The following is a 17,045-nucleotide window of genomic DNA, read 5'->3' on the forward strand; positions in this document are numbered from 1 at the left end:
TCATGTCGGACACCGAGGACCGTCTCCGGCAGCGCTCGCCGACGCTCGCCGGGCGCGGCGGCGAGCGCCGGCGCCGGGGCGGCGCGGACGCCCGAGCGCGCGAAAGAGTTCCAACCGACCGCGGGGCCACTAAGATGGCCCGGACCACGCACGAGGCGCTCCGATCGGCGCCCCGTCGCGGCGCGTAGAGATCTCATGAGCCAGAACCCGGACCGCAGCGATCCGCTCAACATCGCCGGCAGCCTGATCGCCGACAAGTACAGGATCGAGCAAGCCGTCGGCGAGGGCGGCTTCAGCGTCGTCTACAGGGCCGAGCACATCATCTGGAAGCAGCCCGTCGCCCTCAAGTGCTTCACGCTCCTCGCGGACGCGCCGGCCGAACAGCGCGAGCAGCTGCTCCAGGCGTTCATCCAGGAGGGCAAGCTCATGGCGGAGCTCTCCAGCCGCTCGGCCGCCATCGTCCAGGCGCGCGACATCGGCACGTTCAACGCGCCCGACGGGCAATGGCTGCCCTACATGGTCCTCGAGTGGCTCGACGGCAAGCCGCTCGACAGGGTCCTCCACGAGGAGACGACCCAGAACGCGCCGCCGCGCGATCTGTACGCAACGGTCGCGCTGCTCGAGTCGGCGGCGATCGCGCTCGAGCTCGTGCACTCGCGGAGCATCGCGCACCGCGACATCAAGCCGGCGAACCTGTTCGTCATCGGCCCGCCGCGCGACGCCTCCACCTTCGTGAAGGTGCTCGATTTCGGCATCGCCAAGGTGATGGCCGAGCACGCGGCGGCGGCGACGGCGCTCGCCCACACCGGCAAGGACATCACCGCGTTCACCCCGAGCTACGGCGCCCCCGAGCAGTTCAGCCGCACCCACGGCGCGACCGGGCCCTGGACCGACGTGTTCGCGATGGCGCTCATCATGATCGAGGTGATGCTGGGCGGAGCGCCGGCGCTGCAAGGCGACGACTACCTCCAGCTCGCCGTCGCGAGCCGCGACCCGTCGCGCCGGCCGACCCCGCGGACCCTGGGGCTCACGGTCAGCGACGAGGTCGAGGCGGTCTTCGCCAAGGCGCTCGCCGTCGCGCCGGCGGATCGCTTCCCCACCATGGGCCGCTTCTGGGCGGCGCTGCACCGGGCCGTCTTCCCCGACGATCCGGGCTGGGCGCTCGCCACGGGCGGCGGCTCGCTCGCGCCCCCCTCCGGGGCGACGGCGACCCGCGGCTCCGCCCCGCGGATGTCCTGGCCGCAGATCGCGCCGACGATGGCGGCGCCCCCCACGGCGCCGGGGTCCCTGCGCGCGGCCACGTCGCCGACGGTCGCCGCGGTCGGCCCGAGCACCACGGGCGGCACCGCGAACGACGCGTCGACGCAGCGGTCGGCGGCGGCGGCGCCGAGGTCGAGGGGCGCGCTGGCGCTCGGCGGCGTCGCGGTCGCGCTCGCGGCCGGCGGCGCGATCGCCTGGAGCCTGCTCCGCTCCGAGCCGCCCGCGCCGGAGGCGTCGCACATCGATCCGGTCGCCACCGCGTCCGCCACGGCGGCCCCGACGGCGAGCGCCGCGGCCGCGCCGGCCGCGCTCCCCGCGCGGCGGACCGAGTGCCCTTCCGGCATGGTGCTCGTCCCGGGCGGCAAGTTCTTCATGGGCTCCGACGAGCCGGCCTTCAAGCTGTGGCAGCCGGCGCACAAGGTGACGCTCGACACGTTCTGCATCGACATCCACGAGGTGACCGCGGGCGACTACAAGGCGTGCTCGGACAAGGGGGAGTGCAAGCGGCCGCCGTCCACGCCCGACTTCCCGAAGGCGGACGGGGTGTCCGCCGCCGAGCACGAGAAGACGCTCACGGCCCTGGCCGAGCTCTGTACCTTCGGCAAGCCCGAGCTCGCGCAGCACCCGATCAACTGCGTGCCGTGGAGCCTCGCGGACGCCTACTGCGACGTCCACGGCAAGCGCCTGCCGACCGAGGCCGAGTGGGAGTACGCGGCGCGCGGCTCCGACGGGCGCAAGTTCCCCTGGGGCGACGCGCCCGGCGATCAGACCTTCATGAACGCGTGCGGCACCGAGTGCACGGCGTGGGAGAAGGCGCGCGGGCTCACGCCGAGCGCGCGCATGTACGAGGCCGACGACGGCTTCTTCGGCACGGCGCCGGTCGGCTCGTTCCCGAAGGGCAAGACGAGGTTCGGCGCCGACGACGTCGTCGGCAACGTCTGGGAGTGGACCGCGGACTGGTTCGAGACCTACAAGGACGAGGAGCAGGTGAACCCGAAGGGGGCGCCGGCCGGCGATCGCAAGGCGATCCGGGGCGGCGGCTACAACGGCGGCGTCTCGCTCTGGCTCAACCCGGCGTTCCGCTACCACCAGCTCGCGACGGCGAGCGCGCCGGGCATCGGCCTCCGCTGCGTGACGAACCTGTAGGCGACCTCTGGCCGTGCCGGTCCCCGCCTCGCAGCTCGCGAACCCCTCGATCGCCGGCCCCCTCGGCACGCTCGCGTTCTCGCAGGTCCGGCCCCTGAGCTCGTCGCTCGCGCTGCGCGCGATCCGCTGGCACCAGAGCCTCGAGCGGCTCGGGGTGGTGCTGCCGTTCGCGCTGGTGCACGACGCGGGCCTGCTCTTCTCGACGCCGCGCGAGCAGATCGAGATCGGCCCGCGCTGCGACGCGAGGGAGCTCGCGGGCCGGCTCCGCGACGCGGAGCGCATCCTGGACGGGTACCGGGCGATGCTCCAGGAGCTCGCCGAGAGCGAGGCCGCGCGCTGCGCGGCGCAGCTCCGGATGAGCGACGACCTTGTGACGGTGGTGCTCTCGCGGCTCTTCGGCGCGGTCGCGGCGCGCACCCACGCGGCGCCGGCCTACCGGGCGATGCTCCCCGCGGACGCGGCGCTGTTCGAGGGGATCGAGCCGCAGCTCCGCGGCCTGTTCCTGTCGGCGCGGCGCGAGTTCGAGCAGCGGGCGCTGGAGGCGCTCGACGTCTCGCGGCTCTACGTGCTCACGATGTCGGACGCGCTCGACATCGAGACGCTGCGCCTGTTCGGCATGCTGGGCTCGGAGGCGTCGGCCGGGGCGCTCGCCCAGGTCGACCTGCTCGCGGCGCTCTCGTCGCCCGAGGCGAACGACATCGTGAACTTCTCGCTGGAGATCTTGCCGAGCGTGCTCGAGACGAAGACGCGCCCGGCGGCGGGCACGACGGCGGCGCACGGCTACTCGGGGCTCGGGACGCGCGGCTCGATCGACAGCATGGTCCTGACGGAGCTCGCCTGGGACGACGTGGAGCTCGCGCGCCGGATCGCGGACAACGAGGTGCTCTATTTCGCCCGGGAGCAGAGCCGGGACGAGCAGCGGCGCATCCACTATCTCCTCATCGACGCGTCGGCCTCGATGCGCGGCGATCGCCAGACGTTCGCCCGCGGGATGGCGATCGCCACGGGCAAGCGGCTCCTGCTCGAGGGCGAGGACGTGGCGTTCCGCTTCTTCGACGCGCGCCTCTACGAGCTCCACCGCGCGAAGAACGGCCAGCTCCCCACGGCGCACCTGCTGTCGTTCAAGGGGGAGCGCGGCAGGAACCCGGCGCGCGTGTTCGCCGAGCTCGCGACGGACCTCGATCTGACGCGGCACCACGACCCGCGCACGCCGGTTGTGCACCTCTTCACGCACGCGGCGCTCTACATCCCGCGGGAGATGGTGCAGGCGGTGCTCAATCACGCGCACATCTCGGCGGTGTTCATGCTGCCTTCCGGGGGGCAGCTCGACCTCGAGTACCTGGATCTCCTGGACGCGCACTGGGTGGTCGACCACGCGACGGTGGCGAGCGGGGCGGCGAGGACGAGCGCGGCCAAGGCGATCCTCGGGGAGAAAGACCGGCAGGACCGGCCCGAGGAGGGAGGCCCCGCCGCGCGGCGCCCGGGGGCCCCGCCGAGCTAGTACAGCGTTCCCGAAGTTCGTCCCTGGATCGGCGGGGGGCGGGGTGCCATCCGGCTACGGTCCTGGCTGGCCGGCCGGGCTTGTGAATGAAGCGAAGTCGTCGCGGGACGCGGACGGAACGCCCCGACGACGCACCACCATCGCGGCGGGGGTTATTCGATCGGCGCGAGAGTCCAGGGGAAGTCCGTCATCAACAGCTTGAGCAAGTCCTGCCACAGGCCGCGGAAGCCGGTCTTCTCCCACCTGCCGGTGTGAGTCGCGATCTCGAGCATCCAGAGGTGGACGGTGTCGCGGCGCAGCCTGGCGTGGGCGATCGGGTCGGCTTCAGGACCCGACTCGATGATCACCATCTGGCCGTACTTGCGGGCCCGCAGGTGGGAGAGTCCCTGGGCTGCGAGGTAGGAGCGGACCGCGGCGGCGTGCTCAGGGGCGGCATGCGGCTTCGTCATGAGCCCGCACCGAAGCCCAGGCTGCGTACGACGGCAAGGTCGCCCTCCACTGGCCCCGAAATTTCCACCGAAAAGGTCGCGCGTCGTGCTCGTTCCAGTGCCGCACGAAGTCGAGCACGCAACGGCTCAACTCCTCGGCGGAGCCGAAGGAGGCGTTCTTGAGCACCCGACGGCTCAGGATGCTGAACCACAGCTCGATCTGATTGACCCACGACGCATGCAGAGGCGTGTAGACGAAGTGAAAGCGCCCGCCGTGCCGCGCGCTGAACTCGTTCCACCTGGCGCCGTGGTGAATGTTGAGGTTGTCCCAGACGATGTAGACGTCGCCCGTGGGGTAGCGCTCCGCCACCTTGTCCATGAACGCGAGCAGATCGGCGGCGGTGCGCGTCGGTCCGCAGCGCGCCACCACCTCGCCCGTCTTGACGTTGAAGGCACCGATCAGCGTGCGCGTACCGTGGCGCTTGTACTCGAACTCCTTGCGCGCGGCTTGGCGGCTACGACACGGCTGCATGACGAACCGATGCTCCAGCGCCTGCATGCCGGTCTTCTCGTCGACGCAGAGCACGGTGGCGCCTGCGGGGGGCTCCAGGTACAACTTGCAGATCGCCTCGACCTTGGGGCGGAAGTCCGGATCCGGGCTGTGCAGCCACAGCCGGACGCGATGCGGTCGAAGGCTGGCTCCCTGCAGCACGCGCCAGATCTCGGTGCGGCTCAGCTCCACCTGGGTCTCGAACTTCAGGGCCTTCGCCAACTGCTCCAGGGTCCAGACCTGCTCGAACGGGACCTTGTGTTCGTCGGGACGGCTGCAGGCCAGCTTGATGAGCTCGTAATGCACTGCGGTCGCCACGCGCGGCGGTCGGCCTGAGCGCGCTCTGTCCTGCAGCATCGCGTCGTCAGCAACCTCCGCGATCCGGTTGCGCCACTTGCGCACCGTCTTGATGTCGCAGTCCAGCTCGCGCTGGATTTGCTCGTTGCTCCATCCCTCATCGGCCAAGAGCGCGATCCTGGCGCGCTGCGCATCGCGCTGCGAGGCCTTGGGCGAGCGCGTCGTGTGCTCCAGCTTCTGGCGCAGCGGCGCAGGCAACAGGACCGATTTGGCGCGAGCGCGGGCCACCTACGCGCGTGGGACTTGCCCGGCCCTGAGGGCTTCAAAAGCGCAAGCGATCCTGCATGGGCTGGGAAAACTGCCTCGCGCTCCGGAATCTACCGTGCGTACGCTCGCCGCGCTCGGGCCACGAGCTACCGCGAGCGCCTGGACTGGCGCACCGTAGATCCAGGGACGAACTTCGGGAACGCTGTACTAGCGCACAGCCGCGCCTTCAGTGGTGCGCGATCAGGCCCAGCATGTCGAACGGGCTCGACTCGTACTCCTCCTGGGTCAGGAAGTCCTCGAGGTCGAGCCACGCCGCGAGCGACCGGCACGCATGCACCTTCCATGGCTTCATGAGCGCCGCCATCTCCTCGGGCGTGCGGGGGTAGACCTTGATCCCGGCGAGGGCCCCTGCGCTGTTCAGGTGGTGCGCCGCGGAGGCGCTGCGTGGCACCAGGAAGCTGAGGGCCAGCACGCTGCCAGGGGCGCAGAACGCGTGCATCTTCCGCAGGAGGTCGCGCGAGCTCTCATCGTCCATCATGTACAGGATACCGATGCATCCCAGCGCGACGCGGCGGTCTGCGCCGAAGAACTGCGCCGCGGCCGCGAGGAGCGGCGACGTATCTCGCAGATCGGCCTGGAGGTAGCGCATGTTCGGCTTGTCCGCCAGGATCTCCTCGCCGTAGATCACGCTCACCGGGTCGATGTCCGAAAACAGGATGCGCGCCTCGGGCAGATAGTCGTTGAGGTGGCCCTGCGTCGGTAGCCCCGAGCCGAGATCGAGCACGTTCGTGATACCCGACTCGGACCATTGCTGTCCCACGAGCTGGATGAACCAGCGGTTGAGCCTCGCCCACTTGGGATAGGTCGGCACGAGTTTCATTATCTCCGTGGCAGCGCGGCGATCGACCTCGTAGTTGTGGTGTCCTCCGAGGACGTAGTCGTAAACCCGACCGATGTGCGGCTTGCTGGTGTCAATCTCCATGGTCCCCTCCTAGAGCAAGGTCGCGGTGCGCTCGTCAGCGGCCGCGGTACAGGCGAGCAGCCCCGCGCTGCGGGAGCGGACTGGCACACACCTCGAGCCCCTCGCGCCGCAGCGCATGGACGATACCGCTTTGAAGGTTGGCCAGGACCACGATGCCCGCGAGGTGGGCGCCCTGATCGCTCAGCGCGCGGGCTGCCTCGGGGCGGATACCGACCAGCACCGGGTGAGCGCCGAGGAGGTCGACCGCGCGCGCGGTGCGCACGAGCGCGTCGACGGCCTCCGCGTCCATCACCGGCACGCCGGTCACGTCGATGATCGCGGTGCGCGCTTGCCGGTCCACCACGTCACGCAACAGGCACTCGGTGATCCTGCTCGCTCGCTCTCTATCGAGCTTTCCGATGAGCGGCAGCACCAGGATGTGGTCGTACACCGGCATGATCGGCGTCGAGAGCTCCAGGATCACGCCGCGCAGCTCGCGCTCGCGGTTCTGCACCGCGCGCGCGAGCGCGAGCTGCATCTCGTCGCGCTGGACGCCGATCTCGCGCCTCTCCTGCTCCGCGAGCGCGTCAACGAGCAGCGTGAGGTAGTCGTTCACGCGCGCCGCCTCCTCCAGCGCTTGGGGCGCATTTCCGGGCAGGCGCGCCAGCACCTGGCGCAGAAGAGCGCGGCTCAGCCCGAGGAGGGCGCGCAGCCCGAGCCCCTGATGCCCGAGCTTGTGCCCGAGCGACAGGACGGGCGCCGTGTCGCCGGCGGACATGAAATGGAACAGCTCGTCCAGGAGCTGCTGCGCGACCTGCGGCAACCGGAACGGTGGGAGACCGCTGCGGTTGTGCACGACGTTGTCCTTGAGCACCTTCGCGGCGCTCTTCGCCAGCGCCTGGCGCTCCGGATCGATCCAGCTCTGCATAGGAGGTCCGCTTCCTTGGGCTCGGCCTTGGCCTGGGCCATGTCATGTCGTATGGGCGCTCATGAAGTAGGAGAACAGATCACTGTTGGACCGCGCAAGCTTGTGTGTGCGCCAGACTGGAGTGGATCTCGTCGCCATGCCGCAATCCGCTCGTCATGCAGACGAATGTCGTGACTTCGCAAGGTGCTCCCCCACCGAGATGCGACCGAACGCCCCCGCGCCGTCTCTCTACATACCAGTATCCTGGCCGTCTGTGCTCCATGACAAACGCGGCGTGCAGCGGCGCAACCACAGCGCCCGGTGGGCCCGCGCCGCGGCTCGTAGGGACGGATCTGGCATGATCGATGGCCGAAACCTCCTCCTTGTCGTCCCGCCAGCGGGCGGCGATCGAGCGGTGCGGCAGGCGGGTAGCGGCCCGCCGATGTGACGCGCGCTGGCATGCGCCTCGCAACGCAATTCCGCGCGCGACGGATCGCGTCGCCTGGAGGTGGCCCATGCACACGACAGGAGCGGCCTGCCCCTGGCCGCGCTCGTCGGAGCGTCGGCCTGTGGAGCAGACGAACCGAGCAGAGCGGCAGAAGGCGCCGGAGAGAGGAGAGCGCCGACCCCGCGCCGCGCAGCTTCGTGGTGGCGCTCGACCCGGCCACGACGACCGAGAGCGCCATCCCTCAGATCGTCCAGGCCGGGCGGCCAGTGCTCGCAACCGCCTGCGCCGACAGCCCCGAAGCGCTGATCCGCATCTTCAACCCGCTCGACCCCGGCGCCTACGCGGACGTCCCCTGCGCCTCGATGTTCTGCGACGGCGAGACGAGCGATCGGTCTGCCCCTGAGGAGGGAGCCGAGCCGATCGCGGTGGCTCAGCAGCCGTGGAGCCCCCCTCGGCCTCGGTTGCAGCATCTTCATGCTCGCAGCGGGCGCCGTCGCAACCGAGGCGCTGTGCCCACGGGCCAGGGATCCGCGGGACGCGAAGCGCTGCGACCACCTGTCCACCTATGGCCTGGGAACCCTCGGGGTCCTCTGCGGCTTCATCTGAGCCATGGACAGGACCCTGAGAACCATCGGCATCCTGGCTTCCGGCATGGCGATCGTCGCCGCGACGGTGCTGGACAGACCGGACCCGCTGACTCCCCTCTCGCCCGTCGGCTGGCTCCACATCGGCCTACCGCTCTACCTGTACGTGTTCTCACAATGCTGGATGGACGAGGGTCGTGCCCGCGCGCGCGGCGCTCGCGGGTTCGGGAACGACCAGCCGCCCGGACGTTCTCCGGAGCACGACCCGACGAGCTCGCCTCCCGACGAGCCGACGGACGGCACCCGCCCGGGGTAGCGCCCGCACGCCCCAGATCCGCACGCGGCACCGGTGCGACCGGATGCATCGTGGGTGTCCGGAGACGGATCCCGAGGAATAGATTCGAGTTGAAGCTCACCGGCCCTGCCGTCTGGCTGCTGGCCAGCGGAGCCGCGGCCCTACTCTACGAGCTCGCGGAGAGGCTGGGCGCCGGGTAGCCGGGCGTGCGCCGGAGGCGCCCGGCGACGCAGCGCCTCCGGCTCGCCGCACTATCACCCCAGGCCGAGCTGCCGCGGCTCGCTTCCCCGGCGCGCCGTGCTCGCCGGCGAGGGGGCAGCGGCGCCCGTATCGCCTTCCCCTCCAGGCCGAGCCGCCGCTCGGCTCGCTGCGCCAGGCAGAAGCCGTCCCGTCAATGCTCGCCTGCGAGGCTGCTTCCTTGCCGCTACGGGACGTCGACAACCTCCCACACCGCCCAGCTGGTTCCGTCCACGTCCTTCCCGACGCCCATCGGCGCGAACACGAAGTCGCCGATGCTGCAGCGCGAGAGCTGCGTGAGCGTGGCCTTCCACGGATCACGGGGCGGCTCGACCGACAGCGTGACGGCGTCGCCTCCGTCGCGGAGCACATAGGCCTACCCGATAGCCGGATCGAACCTCTGCGGCATCCTTGCGCAACGCACGTCCGGCACGGTGATCGCGACGTGGCCGGACGGCATCAGCGCAGCCACGATCTCCGGCTTACCGAGGAGCTCCTTCGCCTGCGCCTCCACGCCGGGCGCGATGGCGGGCAACGAGGCCCTCAGCCGCCTCGCGATGACGGCGGCGGCCTTGCGGCTTCCGCGCTGGAGCTCGAGCTCGAACGCAGCACGCACCCCCTCCTTGGGCTGCTCGTCCAAGGGCTTCTGATCCGAGACCTTGGCTTCGAGCCCGATCTCCGCATGGAGCTGCATGAGCGCCGCGTGCGTTGGGTCGTCCATCGACCGGAATGGGAGGCCCTTTCGAGCCCAGTAGTCTTCAATCCAGTCTCCCACGCGGGCCATCGCCTCGACGGCCGCCAGCTGAACCTCTCGGCGCGCCTCTTCGTGGCCCTTGGCGAGCCGCATGAGCTCGCCGAGCAGGGCCACCGCATCGTCAACGCCCATCTCGTTCACCTCCCTCAGGGCGGGCATACCACATGCGTCGGCGCGGATCGCGCCATCAATCGCATGGGCAGATGCCTCCGTGATGGGAGCAGCACCCACGGCGCCTAGTCGTGCACGTGGGCGACAGGGTGCCGTCGCAGCAGCAGACCCGGCGAGCGCGACGACGCGCCTCCTCCTCCGCCTCTTCCCGCGCCTCCTTGGCGCGCTCCCGCGCCTCTCTCGTCTTGCGCCTGCCGTCGGCCACCGCGTCTAGGGCAGCGAGCATGCGCTGCAGCTTTGCTCCTTCCGCTGGCGTCGCCGACGCCTCGATGAGCAGCTTCGCCGGCTCCGCCTGGCATACCTCGCCGGCGCACGCGGCGCGTAGCGCGCTCTCTCGCTCCGCCGGTTTCATGGCGCGGTATCGCTGGCGCTCAGCGTCGACTCGGGCGGCCTCCGCTCGCAACATCGCCTCGGTCGTCGCCTTGATCTCCGCGTGAATTCGTGCCTTGCGCTCCGCCTCGCTTTCCTGTGGCAAGGCCTCAGCGCTCACGGGAGGCCGCTGCGACGTCGTGGTTCCCCTGGCCTTGTCAGCGATGCATGTGCCTAGGCCGACGCAGCACGGCACGACGATCGCCGCGATGAAGGCCACGAAACACCCCAACCCGTCCGCCTTTGAGCGCCGCCCCATCAAGGCAGGATATCCGAGTCATGAGCCCGGCGGTCTAGCCACGTTGTGAGCGCTTGCCCGCTACCGCGGGACGCCGACCTCGCGGTTCGCTTGGCGAAGGAACTCGCGACCAGCGGCAGCCCAGCGCTACACTAGGTGCACCCACCAGATCATGAGCACGTGTTCCCGAACGTCACGCGTCATCCGCACGCGGTACGACCCGACGCGCAGGCGCAACGTCACGGCGGCGTCCTCCGGCAACCGATAGAAGTCGCCCTCGCCCGTTTCCGCGAAGTGCTGGACGGCCTCAGCAATCCTCGCGGCGTCCTGCCAGTGGAGACGACTCAGCGCGACGCGGCCCGGCGGGGTCCAGTCGACGACCCACGTCATCGAGGACGGGAGGGCGTGCGCCCGCGGGCCTTCATGAGCTCGTCGAACTCGGCACCCGCGCCTTCGGCCTCCGCCATCTTTCGGATCTCGGCGACGACCTCGTCGTGTGGGATCCAGGGGCCGTCAGCAGCGGCCGCGACCGCCTCGCGCTCCTCATCCGAGATCTGCTCGTCGTAGACCACCGGCGCCAGCCGGAACGCCCGCAGTACCGGGTCCTCGTCGTCGAGGCCTGGGGAGATCGCGGGCGCGGCGCTGTCTCGTCGGGGGCTCATGCCCGAGAGGCTACTACGGCCCCCTCGCCGAATCGACGGTGCAGGATGTGGAAAATGTAGACCGCGGACGGGAATGCACGGCGTCAGCGGAGCCGCGCCCGCTCCCAGCGCTCCTGCTCCGCGATCGCCATGTCGGCAGCGCGGACGCCCTCGACGAAGAGCTCCGCGTCCGCGGGGTCGTTCAAGTCCAAGCCGAGCCGGAGCAGCACCGCGCGATCGCGCGGCGGAACCGAGCGGAGGATCTCGACGGTGTGGCGGAGAAGCACGGGTGCGAGCCTATCACGCAGAACGGACCTCGGGCGGCCGGCTCCCTCCGCACGGACACCTCGCGCCGGCGAGGGTGCGATCGGCCATGGCGCTGGCGGTCCTGGCCGCCTCGTCCAGCAGGGCGCTCACGGCGCGCAGCTCATCGAGCACCGCGACCGCCACCTCGGCCGGGAGTTCCGGCGGCACCGCGTCTTTCGCGTCGTCCTGAACCATGATCCCTCCTCTCCCCGTCACGCGGGGAAGCTCCTGTAGAGCGACGTCATGCTCGTCGCGTAGGGCTCGGGGTGGGCCGTATAGAACCCCTTCGAGCCGAGCGCGATCGCAGCCTCGTAGGGCCGTCCGGCGTCGAAGAGCACCAGTGCCGCGGCGTAGTTCCGGGCCATAACGCCCCAGTAGTCAGAGCTCCCTGTCTCCGGCGTCGCGTGGGACCGGAAGCGCATCTCGTGGGCTACGTGGGCCCAGGCGCAGGCGATCCGCTCCGGCGACGGCGCACGCCCGAAGCGGAGCTCGTGCCCGCGGGCGAGGACGTCCCGCAACGCGGTCTCGGCGAGCGGGGTCGTGGCCTTCATGACGAGCCCCGGCGGGACGGCCGGCACAGCCGCCGCGGCGGCCGCCCTCGTCTTGGGGCCCACGATGCCGTCGACCACCAGCAAGCGCGAGCGCTGGAAGCTCCGCGTCGCGGCGTCCGTCCGCGGCCCGAAGTCGCCATCGACGATGAGGCGATAGCCGAGCGCGACCAGCTGGCGCTGCCACTCCGCGACATCATCGCCCTCGACACCGATCCACAAGAGTCGAGGATCGGTCATCGCGCCGCCGGCCCTTCCTGCAGCTGCTGTGCTTGCGCCCGCAGGCTCGCGACCTCCAACCGCAGCCCTTCGATCTCGTGCAGGAAGCCCGCGAGTCGGGGTGGTCGCCACTTGGCCGAGCGTCAGGTTATTCTGATTAATCCAGGCGCTGACCAGGTGCAGCGGCGAGCGCTCGGCAGCACGGTCGAACGATCGGCAGGCCGTCCTGCCATCGATCGCCACCAGCTTGCCGTCGGGCGAGCCGACCAGCGCTTGCATCCAGGCCACGAAGCAAGCGCCGAACGCCTCGGGGTCAAGCGCGTTCAGCACCCGACGGAACGTATCAGCGCTCGGGATGCCAGCCGGCAGGTCCAGGAACGTCTTCAGCCAGCCGTGCTTGCATTCACCGAAGACGGCGAAGTCGTCCAGCCCTCCGCTCCGCAGATCGTGCCGAGGATTGCGATGGCGATGATGTCCAGCAGCTTGTGATCGGAGCGACCCACCACGCGTGGGTCGGGCAGCGACGCGAAATGCTCGATGAACGGTGCCATGCTCCGAGTTCTGCCACACGCCGCCTTGATGTGGTTGGTCGCCAGGATCGATTCAGACGGCCAAGAGTGGAGCCAACTCATTGTAATTCCATGGGTTTTGATGCGCCCGCCCTGCGCTGCCCGCCGAGCTATTTCTGCCCGGAATTCTGCCCGACAGGGGTAGGCCTCGGCTCCAGCATCCCGTGATGCCTAGGGCTGTTGACCGTAATACTCCGGCTCATGGCCGGGCTTCCACTTGATGTTGCAACCGATGCTCGGGCGCTGATCCGAGGGGACCGGCGCCGACGCGAGCACCGCGTCGATGGCGGCGCGGAGGTCGCGGCCAGTCACCGGGACGTCGTTGCCAGGACGGCTGTCGTCGAGCTGACCGCGATAGACCAGCCGGCGATCGGGGCCGAAGAGGTAGAAGTCCGGCGTGCAGGCCGCCCGATAGGCCTTGGCCACCTGCTGCGACTCGTCGAGGAGGTACGGGAACGTATAGCCGACCTCGCGCGCCTCCCTCGCCATCGCCTCGGCGTTGTCCGCCGGATAGGCAGCGATGTCGTTCGGGTTGATGGCCACGATGGCCACATCCTCGGGGCGATAATCGCGGCGCAGCCTGGCGAGCTCGTGGCGGACGTGTTTGACGAACGGACAATGATTGCAGATGAACATCACGAGGAGCGCCCGCTCCCTGGTGAAATCCGACAGCGCAACCTGCTTTCCGTTGAAGTCCGGCAGCCTGAAATCGGGCGCCGGGGTGCCCAGCTCAAGCATCGTGGACGGAGTGCGTGCCATGACAGAATTCTCCTCTCGCTGTAACGGGGCGCACCATACCACGCGGGAGGGCAGGAACGCCCGCGCCGCGCGCACGGGCGTCGCAGCGCCGCCGCCCCCTGCCCCGGCCGCCTGCGGCTCAGCGCGGCCGCCGGGCTGCGCGACGTCGATCCGCGCCGGCGCCCCCGCCTGGAGACGCGAGGACGGGCCGCCGGCGACCAGGCCCAGGCGGCGCGCCGCCATGAACACCCGGACAACAAGGGCACGCCAGACAGCCACGGACGAACGCACACCACGGCAAGATCGCTGACGGACAACGCACGACAAACAGACGATCTCGTGGCTCGTCAGTCCACGCAAACTACATTCATCGCATGCGACTCCAATCGCTGGACATCTTCCGCGGGATGACGATCGTCGCGATGATCCTCGTCAATTTCCAGGACAAATTCCCGGCCATCTATCCGCCCCTGGCCCACTCGCACTGGGACGGCTGCACCCTCGCAGACACGATATTTCCATGCTTCCTCTTCATCATCGGCGTGACCCTGCACATCTCCATGTCGGCCCGCCGCGCGCGCGGCGCGACCGACGGTGAGCTCGCCCTCCAGATCGTCAAGCGCGGCGCCATCTTCGTCCTCCTCGGGCTCTTCCTCTCGGCGTTCCCGTTCTTCCTCGCAGAGCACCCCACGGCGCTGCGCATCCCGGGCGTCCTCCAGCGCATCGGCCTCGCGTACGTGCTCGCGGCGCTCATCTGCCTCAAGACCACGGCCCGGCAGCAGGCGGGCATCATCGCCGGCGCCCTGATCGGCTACTGGCTCCTCTTGCGGCTCTATCCGCTCGACGACCCGCACCGGACGCTGGCGGCCCAGGTGGATCGGGTTCTCCTCGGAGAGCACATCGCGCGCAAGGGCTGGGACGCGATGGGCATCCTCCCCACCCTCCCCGCGGCGATGACGGTGATGCTGGGGAGCCTCGGCGGCCGCTGGCTCACCGCGACCGCCGGGCTCCGCACGCGCGTCGCCGGGCTCCTCGGAGCCGGCGCCGCGGCGATCGCGCTGGGCCTGCTCTGGGGCCAGTGGTTCGCGTGGAACCGCAGCCTGTACTCGAGCTCGTTCGCGCTGTTCACCGCCGGCGTGGCCGCGGTCGCCCTCGCCGCCTGCATGTGGATCGTGGACGTGAAGCGATGGCGGCGGTGGGGCGCTCCGTTCCTGATCTTCGGCGCAAACCCCATCGCGGCCTACGTGGGCTCGACCATGATGGAGTACCTGCTCCATCACTCGATCAGGACCGGAGACGACGGCGCGAGGACGAGCGCGCTCCAGCTCCTTTATACGCGCCTCTTCGCGCCGTGGCTCTCGCCGCTGAACGCCGCCCTCGCCTTCGCGCTCGCGGCGGTCGCCCTCTGGCTCGTGCTCCTCTACCCCCTCCACCGCCGGGGCATCTTCCTCAAGGTCTGAGCGCGCGCGGGTAGGATAACGCCGGGGTCACCTCGAGGAGCGGCGGTCCGCGCTCCTCCTTCCCGCGCGCGGCCGCCCCCTCCGGCGGCCGCTGCCGTTGTGTACTACGCTCGCTCCCCGCATGACCCAAGGCGTCCGCCCCCTGCACGAGCTCCGCGACGAGGCCCGCTCCGCGCTGGCCAGGGGCGATCTCCCGCGCGCGCGCGACGCGCTCTTCAGCGCCCTCCAGCACACAATCGCCCGCGAGGACGACTACGTCGCCATGACGGACGAGCTCCGCGACGTGCTGGTCCGGCTGGGCGACCCGAGGAGCGCCCTCACCGTGGCCTGGTACGCGGGCAGCGAGCACAGCCAGCGCCCCCTCATCGCGCACGTCCCGCCCATCGACCGCGCGCGCACGATGCTCGCCTGGGCCGAGCGCGAGCAGGACCCCGAGCGGCAGAAGCGGCTCCACGCCCGCGCCGCCGACGAGTACGAGGCCGCCGGCCTCGTCGCGCAGGCCGCCATCGCCCGCGAGCGCGGCCAGGACTTCGCCCGCGCCCGCGCCCTCTGGTCGCGCCTCGCCCAGCTGCTCTCCTCGTCGGGCAGCGACCTCTACGCCGCCGGCCTCGCCCGCTTCAACCTCGCCCGCACCTCGCTCCGCACCGGCGACGCCGCGGCCGCGCGCGAGGCCGTCTTCGCCTCCGTCCACCTGCTCGAGGAGGCCGCCGACCGGTACGAGACCATCGGCCAGCGCGAGCGCGCCTTCGACTGCTACCAGGTCCTCATCGCCGTCGGCCGCGAGAGCCGCGCCTTCGAGCACGTGCTCGAGGGCTACGTGAACGTCATCCGCATCCTGCGCGAGGACCACCTGCGCTACTACGCGCTCCAGTCCTACGAGGAGGCGGTCGCCGCGGCCGAGAAGCAGGGCGAGATCTCCGCCGCCGCCACGCTCGCCCGCGAGATGGCCGCGTACGCCCGGAAAGAGGGCCTCACCGCCGTCGCCAACTTCGCCGTGCTCACGCAGGCCCGCCTCTGGCAAGAGGTGTCCGCCGTCTCGCAGAAGCGCGCCGCCCCCCCCGAGATCGCCGAGAACGCGCTGCTCGCCGCCGTGATCGCGCTCGGCGAGGCGGGGCAGTACAGCAAGGTCGGCACGATCTATCGCGCCCTCACGCAGCTGCCGCTCGAGGAGACCCGGAAGAAGCACTACGCCCGCGCCGGCGGCCGCTACGTGAGCGCGCAGGACCTGCCGATCGACGCGTCGCCGCTGCCGGCGCACCTCCGCCACGAGCTCGGCTTCCCCGACGTCTGGCACATCGATCTCGTCGAGTGGGAGCAGGCCGGCAGCGCCAGCCAGGCGTGCGGCGACATCGTCCTCGACCCGGCGCAGTGGTCCGAGGTCACCCGCCGCCGCGCCATGCTCGCCCGGCTGACCGCGCTCGCCGTGGAGGGCGCGACGCCCGAGGCCGCCCCCGCGCAGCGGTCGCCCGCGCAGCAGCTCATCAGCCTCGCCGAGCAGCTCGCGACGGTCGAGCTCTACACGATCCTCTCGCCGCTCGAGCACCTGTTCCGCCGCCCCGAGCCGAAGATCCGGGTGGCCGTGGTCCGCGCCCTCTCCCGCTTCCTCTACAAGCGCACGTTCATCACGCTCCGCGACGCGCTCGTGGATCCCGACCCCACCGTGCTCCACGAGGCCGCGCGCGCGCTCGAGGAGCTCCGCTTCGCCCACGCCTTCGAGCCGCTCGCCCGCATCTACCGCGAGTCGCAGGCGCCCGCCGTCCGCGCCAGCGCCGTGCGCGCGATCGCGAAGATAGACACCCTCGAGGCCGGCGAGATGCTCCTCGGCATCCTCCAGCACGAGGGCGCCGAGGAGCGCGCCGCGGCCGTCGAGGCGCTGAAGCGCGCGCGCGGCATGAAGTTCGTGGAGCTCGCCCGCGCCTCGCTCGCCGAGCTGCCAGGCTCCGCGCAAACGGTGGTGCGCGAGATCCTCCAGAGTCGCGGCATCAACCCGTGAGCGCACCAGCGCGCCTGCGCGCCCACCGGTCGCGCAGGCTCCCCGCGCCGGGGTGGTTGCCTGTCAGGACGTCAACAGCAGACTGCCCCCGGTCCCCACCTCCGCTCATGCGCTGGAAAGCCGGATCAGACGAGCAACCCCGCGATTGTGCGCCGCGG

General features: G+C 70.6%; 17 protein-coding genes and 1 pseudogene. 5 read left to right on the forward strand and 13 right to left on the reverse strand.

What is annotated here, in order from left to right; translation table 11 throughout:
- Positions 1 to 195 precede the first annotated feature (195 nt).
- Positions 196 to 2,406, forward strand: a complete 2,211-nt coding sequence (locus tag WMF28_RS30220; RefSeq protein ID WP_437596819.1) for an SUMF1/EgtB/PvdO family nonheme iron enzyme — start codon at positions 196 to 198, stop codon at positions 2,404 to 2,406.
- A 13-nt stretch (positions 2,407 to 2,419) separates the two neighbouring features.
- A complete protein-coding gene (locus WMF28_RS30225) occupies positions 2,420 to 3,907 on the forward strand; it encodes a hypothetical protein (protein ID WP_437596821.1) in 1,488 nt (495 codons plus the stop codon).
- Positions 3,908 to 4,059: 152 nt separating this feature from the next.
- On the opposite strand, the gene WMF28_RS30230 is transcribed toward WMF28_RS30225, so the two are convergent.
- The 4 genes from WMF28_RS30230 to WMF28_RS30245 all read right to left on the reverse strand — a co-directional run bounded on the left by WMF28_RS30230 (position 4,060) and on the right by WMF28_RS30245 (position 7,338).
- On the reverse strand, positions 4,060 to 4,356 hold the full coding sequence (locus tag WMF28_RS30230) for a hypothetical protein (protein ID WP_437596822.1): 297 nt from the start codon (positions 4,354 to 4,356) through the stop codon (positions 4,060 to 4,062).
- Positions 4,331 to 5,470 carry an IS630 family transposase gene (locus WMF28_RS30235; protein ID WP_437596823.1) on the reverse strand — a complete coding sequence of 380 codons (1,140 nt, stop codon included), beginning with the start codon at positions 5,468 to 5,470 and terminating at the stop codon, positions 4,331 to 4,333. The genes WMF28_RS30230 and WMF28_RS30235 overlap by 26 nt, the downstream gene beginning before the upstream one ends.
- Before the next feature lie 205 nt (positions 5,471 to 5,675).
- On the reverse strand, positions 5,676 to 6,431 hold the full coding sequence (locus WMF28_RS30240; protein WP_437596824.1) for an SAM-dependent methyltransferase: 756 nt from the start codon (positions 6,429 to 6,431) through the stop codon (positions 5,676 to 5,678).
- A gap of 34 nt (positions 6,432 to 6,465) precedes the next feature.
- Positions 6,466 to 7,338, reverse strand: a complete 873-nt coding sequence (locus WMF28_RS30245) for an STAS domain-containing protein (protein WP_437596825.1) — start codon at positions 7,336 to 7,338, stop codon at positions 6,466 to 6,468.
- A 1,036-nt stretch (positions 7,339 to 8,374) separates the two neighbouring features.
- Here WMF28_RS30245 and WMF28_RS30250 point away from each other — a divergent pair.
- The gene (locus WMF28_RS30250; protein WP_437596826.1) at positions 8,375 to 8,665 is read left to right on the forward strand and encodes a hypothetical protein; all 291 of its coding nucleotides are present in this window, start codon (positions 8,375 to 8,377) and stop codon (positions 8,663 to 8,665) included.
- A 403-nt stretch (positions 8,666 to 9,068) separates the two neighbouring features.
- On the opposite strand, the gene WMF28_RS30255 is transcribed toward WMF28_RS30250, so the two are convergent.
- The 9 genes and pseudogenes from WMF28_RS30255 to WMF28_RS30295 form a co-directional block, all read right to left on the reverse strand.
- Positions 9,069 to 9,251, reverse strand: coding sequence for a hypothetical protein (locus WMF28_RS30255; protein ID WP_437596827.1), 183 nt, complete (start codon positions 9,249 to 9,251; stop codon positions 9,069 to 9,071).
- Positions 9,252 to 9,257: 6 nt separating this feature from the next.
- A complete protein-coding gene (locus WMF28_RS30260) occupies positions 9,258 to 9,767 on the reverse strand; it encodes a hypothetical protein (RefSeq protein ID WP_437596828.1) in 510 nt (169 codons plus the stop codon).
- Between the two features lie 793 nt (positions 9,768 to 10,560).
- The gene (locus WMF28_RS30265) at positions 10,561 to 10,803 is read right to left on the reverse strand and encodes a type II toxin-antitoxin system RelE family toxin (protein ID WP_437596829.1); all 243 of its coding nucleotides are present in this window, start codon (positions 10,801 to 10,803) and stop codon (positions 10,561 to 10,563) included.
- On the reverse strand, positions 10,800 to 11,075 hold the full coding sequence (locus WMF28_RS30270) for a hypothetical protein (RefSeq protein WP_437596830.1): 276 nt from the start codon (positions 11,073 to 11,075) through the stop codon (positions 10,800 to 10,802). Before WMF28_RS30270 ends, WMF28_RS30265 begins: the two co-directional genes overlap by 4 nt.
- 83 nt (positions 11,076 to 11,158) lie before the next feature.
- On the reverse strand, positions 11,159 to 11,341 hold the full coding sequence (locus WMF28_RS30275; RefSeq protein ID WP_437596831.1) for a hypothetical protein: 183 nt from the start codon (positions 11,339 to 11,341) through the stop codon (positions 11,159 to 11,161).
- A 13-nt stretch (positions 11,342 to 11,354) separates the two neighbouring features.
- Positions 11,355 to 11,555, reverse strand: a complete 201-nt coding sequence (locus WMF28_RS30280) for a hypothetical protein (RefSeq protein ID WP_437596833.1) — start codon at positions 11,553 to 11,555, stop codon at positions 11,355 to 11,357.
- Positions 11,556 to 11,572: 17 nt separating this feature from the next.
- Positions 11,573 to 12,148 carry a peptidoglycan-binding domain-containing protein gene (locus tag WMF28_RS30285; RefSeq protein ID WP_437604323.1) on the reverse strand — a complete coding sequence of 192 codons (576 nt, stop codon included), beginning with the start codon at positions 12,146 to 12,148 and terminating at the stop codon, positions 11,573 to 11,575.
- A gap of 159 nt (positions 12,149 to 12,307) precedes the next feature.
- Positions 12,308 to 12,759 (reverse strand): annotated as a pseudogene (locus WMF28_RS30290) (ISAs1 family transposase); the annotation flags it as partial.
- Positions 12,760 to 12,867: 108 nt separating this feature from the next.
- On the reverse strand, positions 12,868 to 13,455 hold the full coding sequence (locus WMF28_RS30295; RefSeq protein WP_437596834.1) for a thioredoxin family protein: 588 nt from the start codon (positions 13,453 to 13,455) through the stop codon (positions 12,868 to 12,870).
- A gap of 353 nt (positions 13,456 to 13,808) precedes the next feature.
- On the opposite strand from WMF28_RS30295, the gene WMF28_RS30300 reads away from it, so the two are divergent.
- Together WMF28_RS30300 and WMF28_RS30305 are read left to right on the forward strand one after the other, a co-directional pair.
- Entirely contained in the window at positions 13,809 to 14,894 is a 1,086-nt protein-coding gene (locus WMF28_RS30300) for an acyltransferase family protein (RefSeq protein WP_437596836.1), read from the forward strand.
- A gap of 121 nt (positions 14,895 to 15,015) precedes the next feature.
- Entirely contained in the window at positions 15,016 to 16,887 is a 1,872-nt protein-coding gene (locus tag WMF28_RS30305) for a HEAT repeat domain-containing protein (protein ID WP_437596837.1), read from the forward strand.
- Positions 16,888 to 17,045: the final 158 nt, after the last annotated feature.

It is taken from the genome of Sorangium sp. So ce590 (assembly GCF_051521365.1).
In the GTDB taxonomy this organism is placed as follows: Bacteria; Myxococcota_A; Polyangia; order Polyangiales; family Polyangiaceae; genus Sorangium.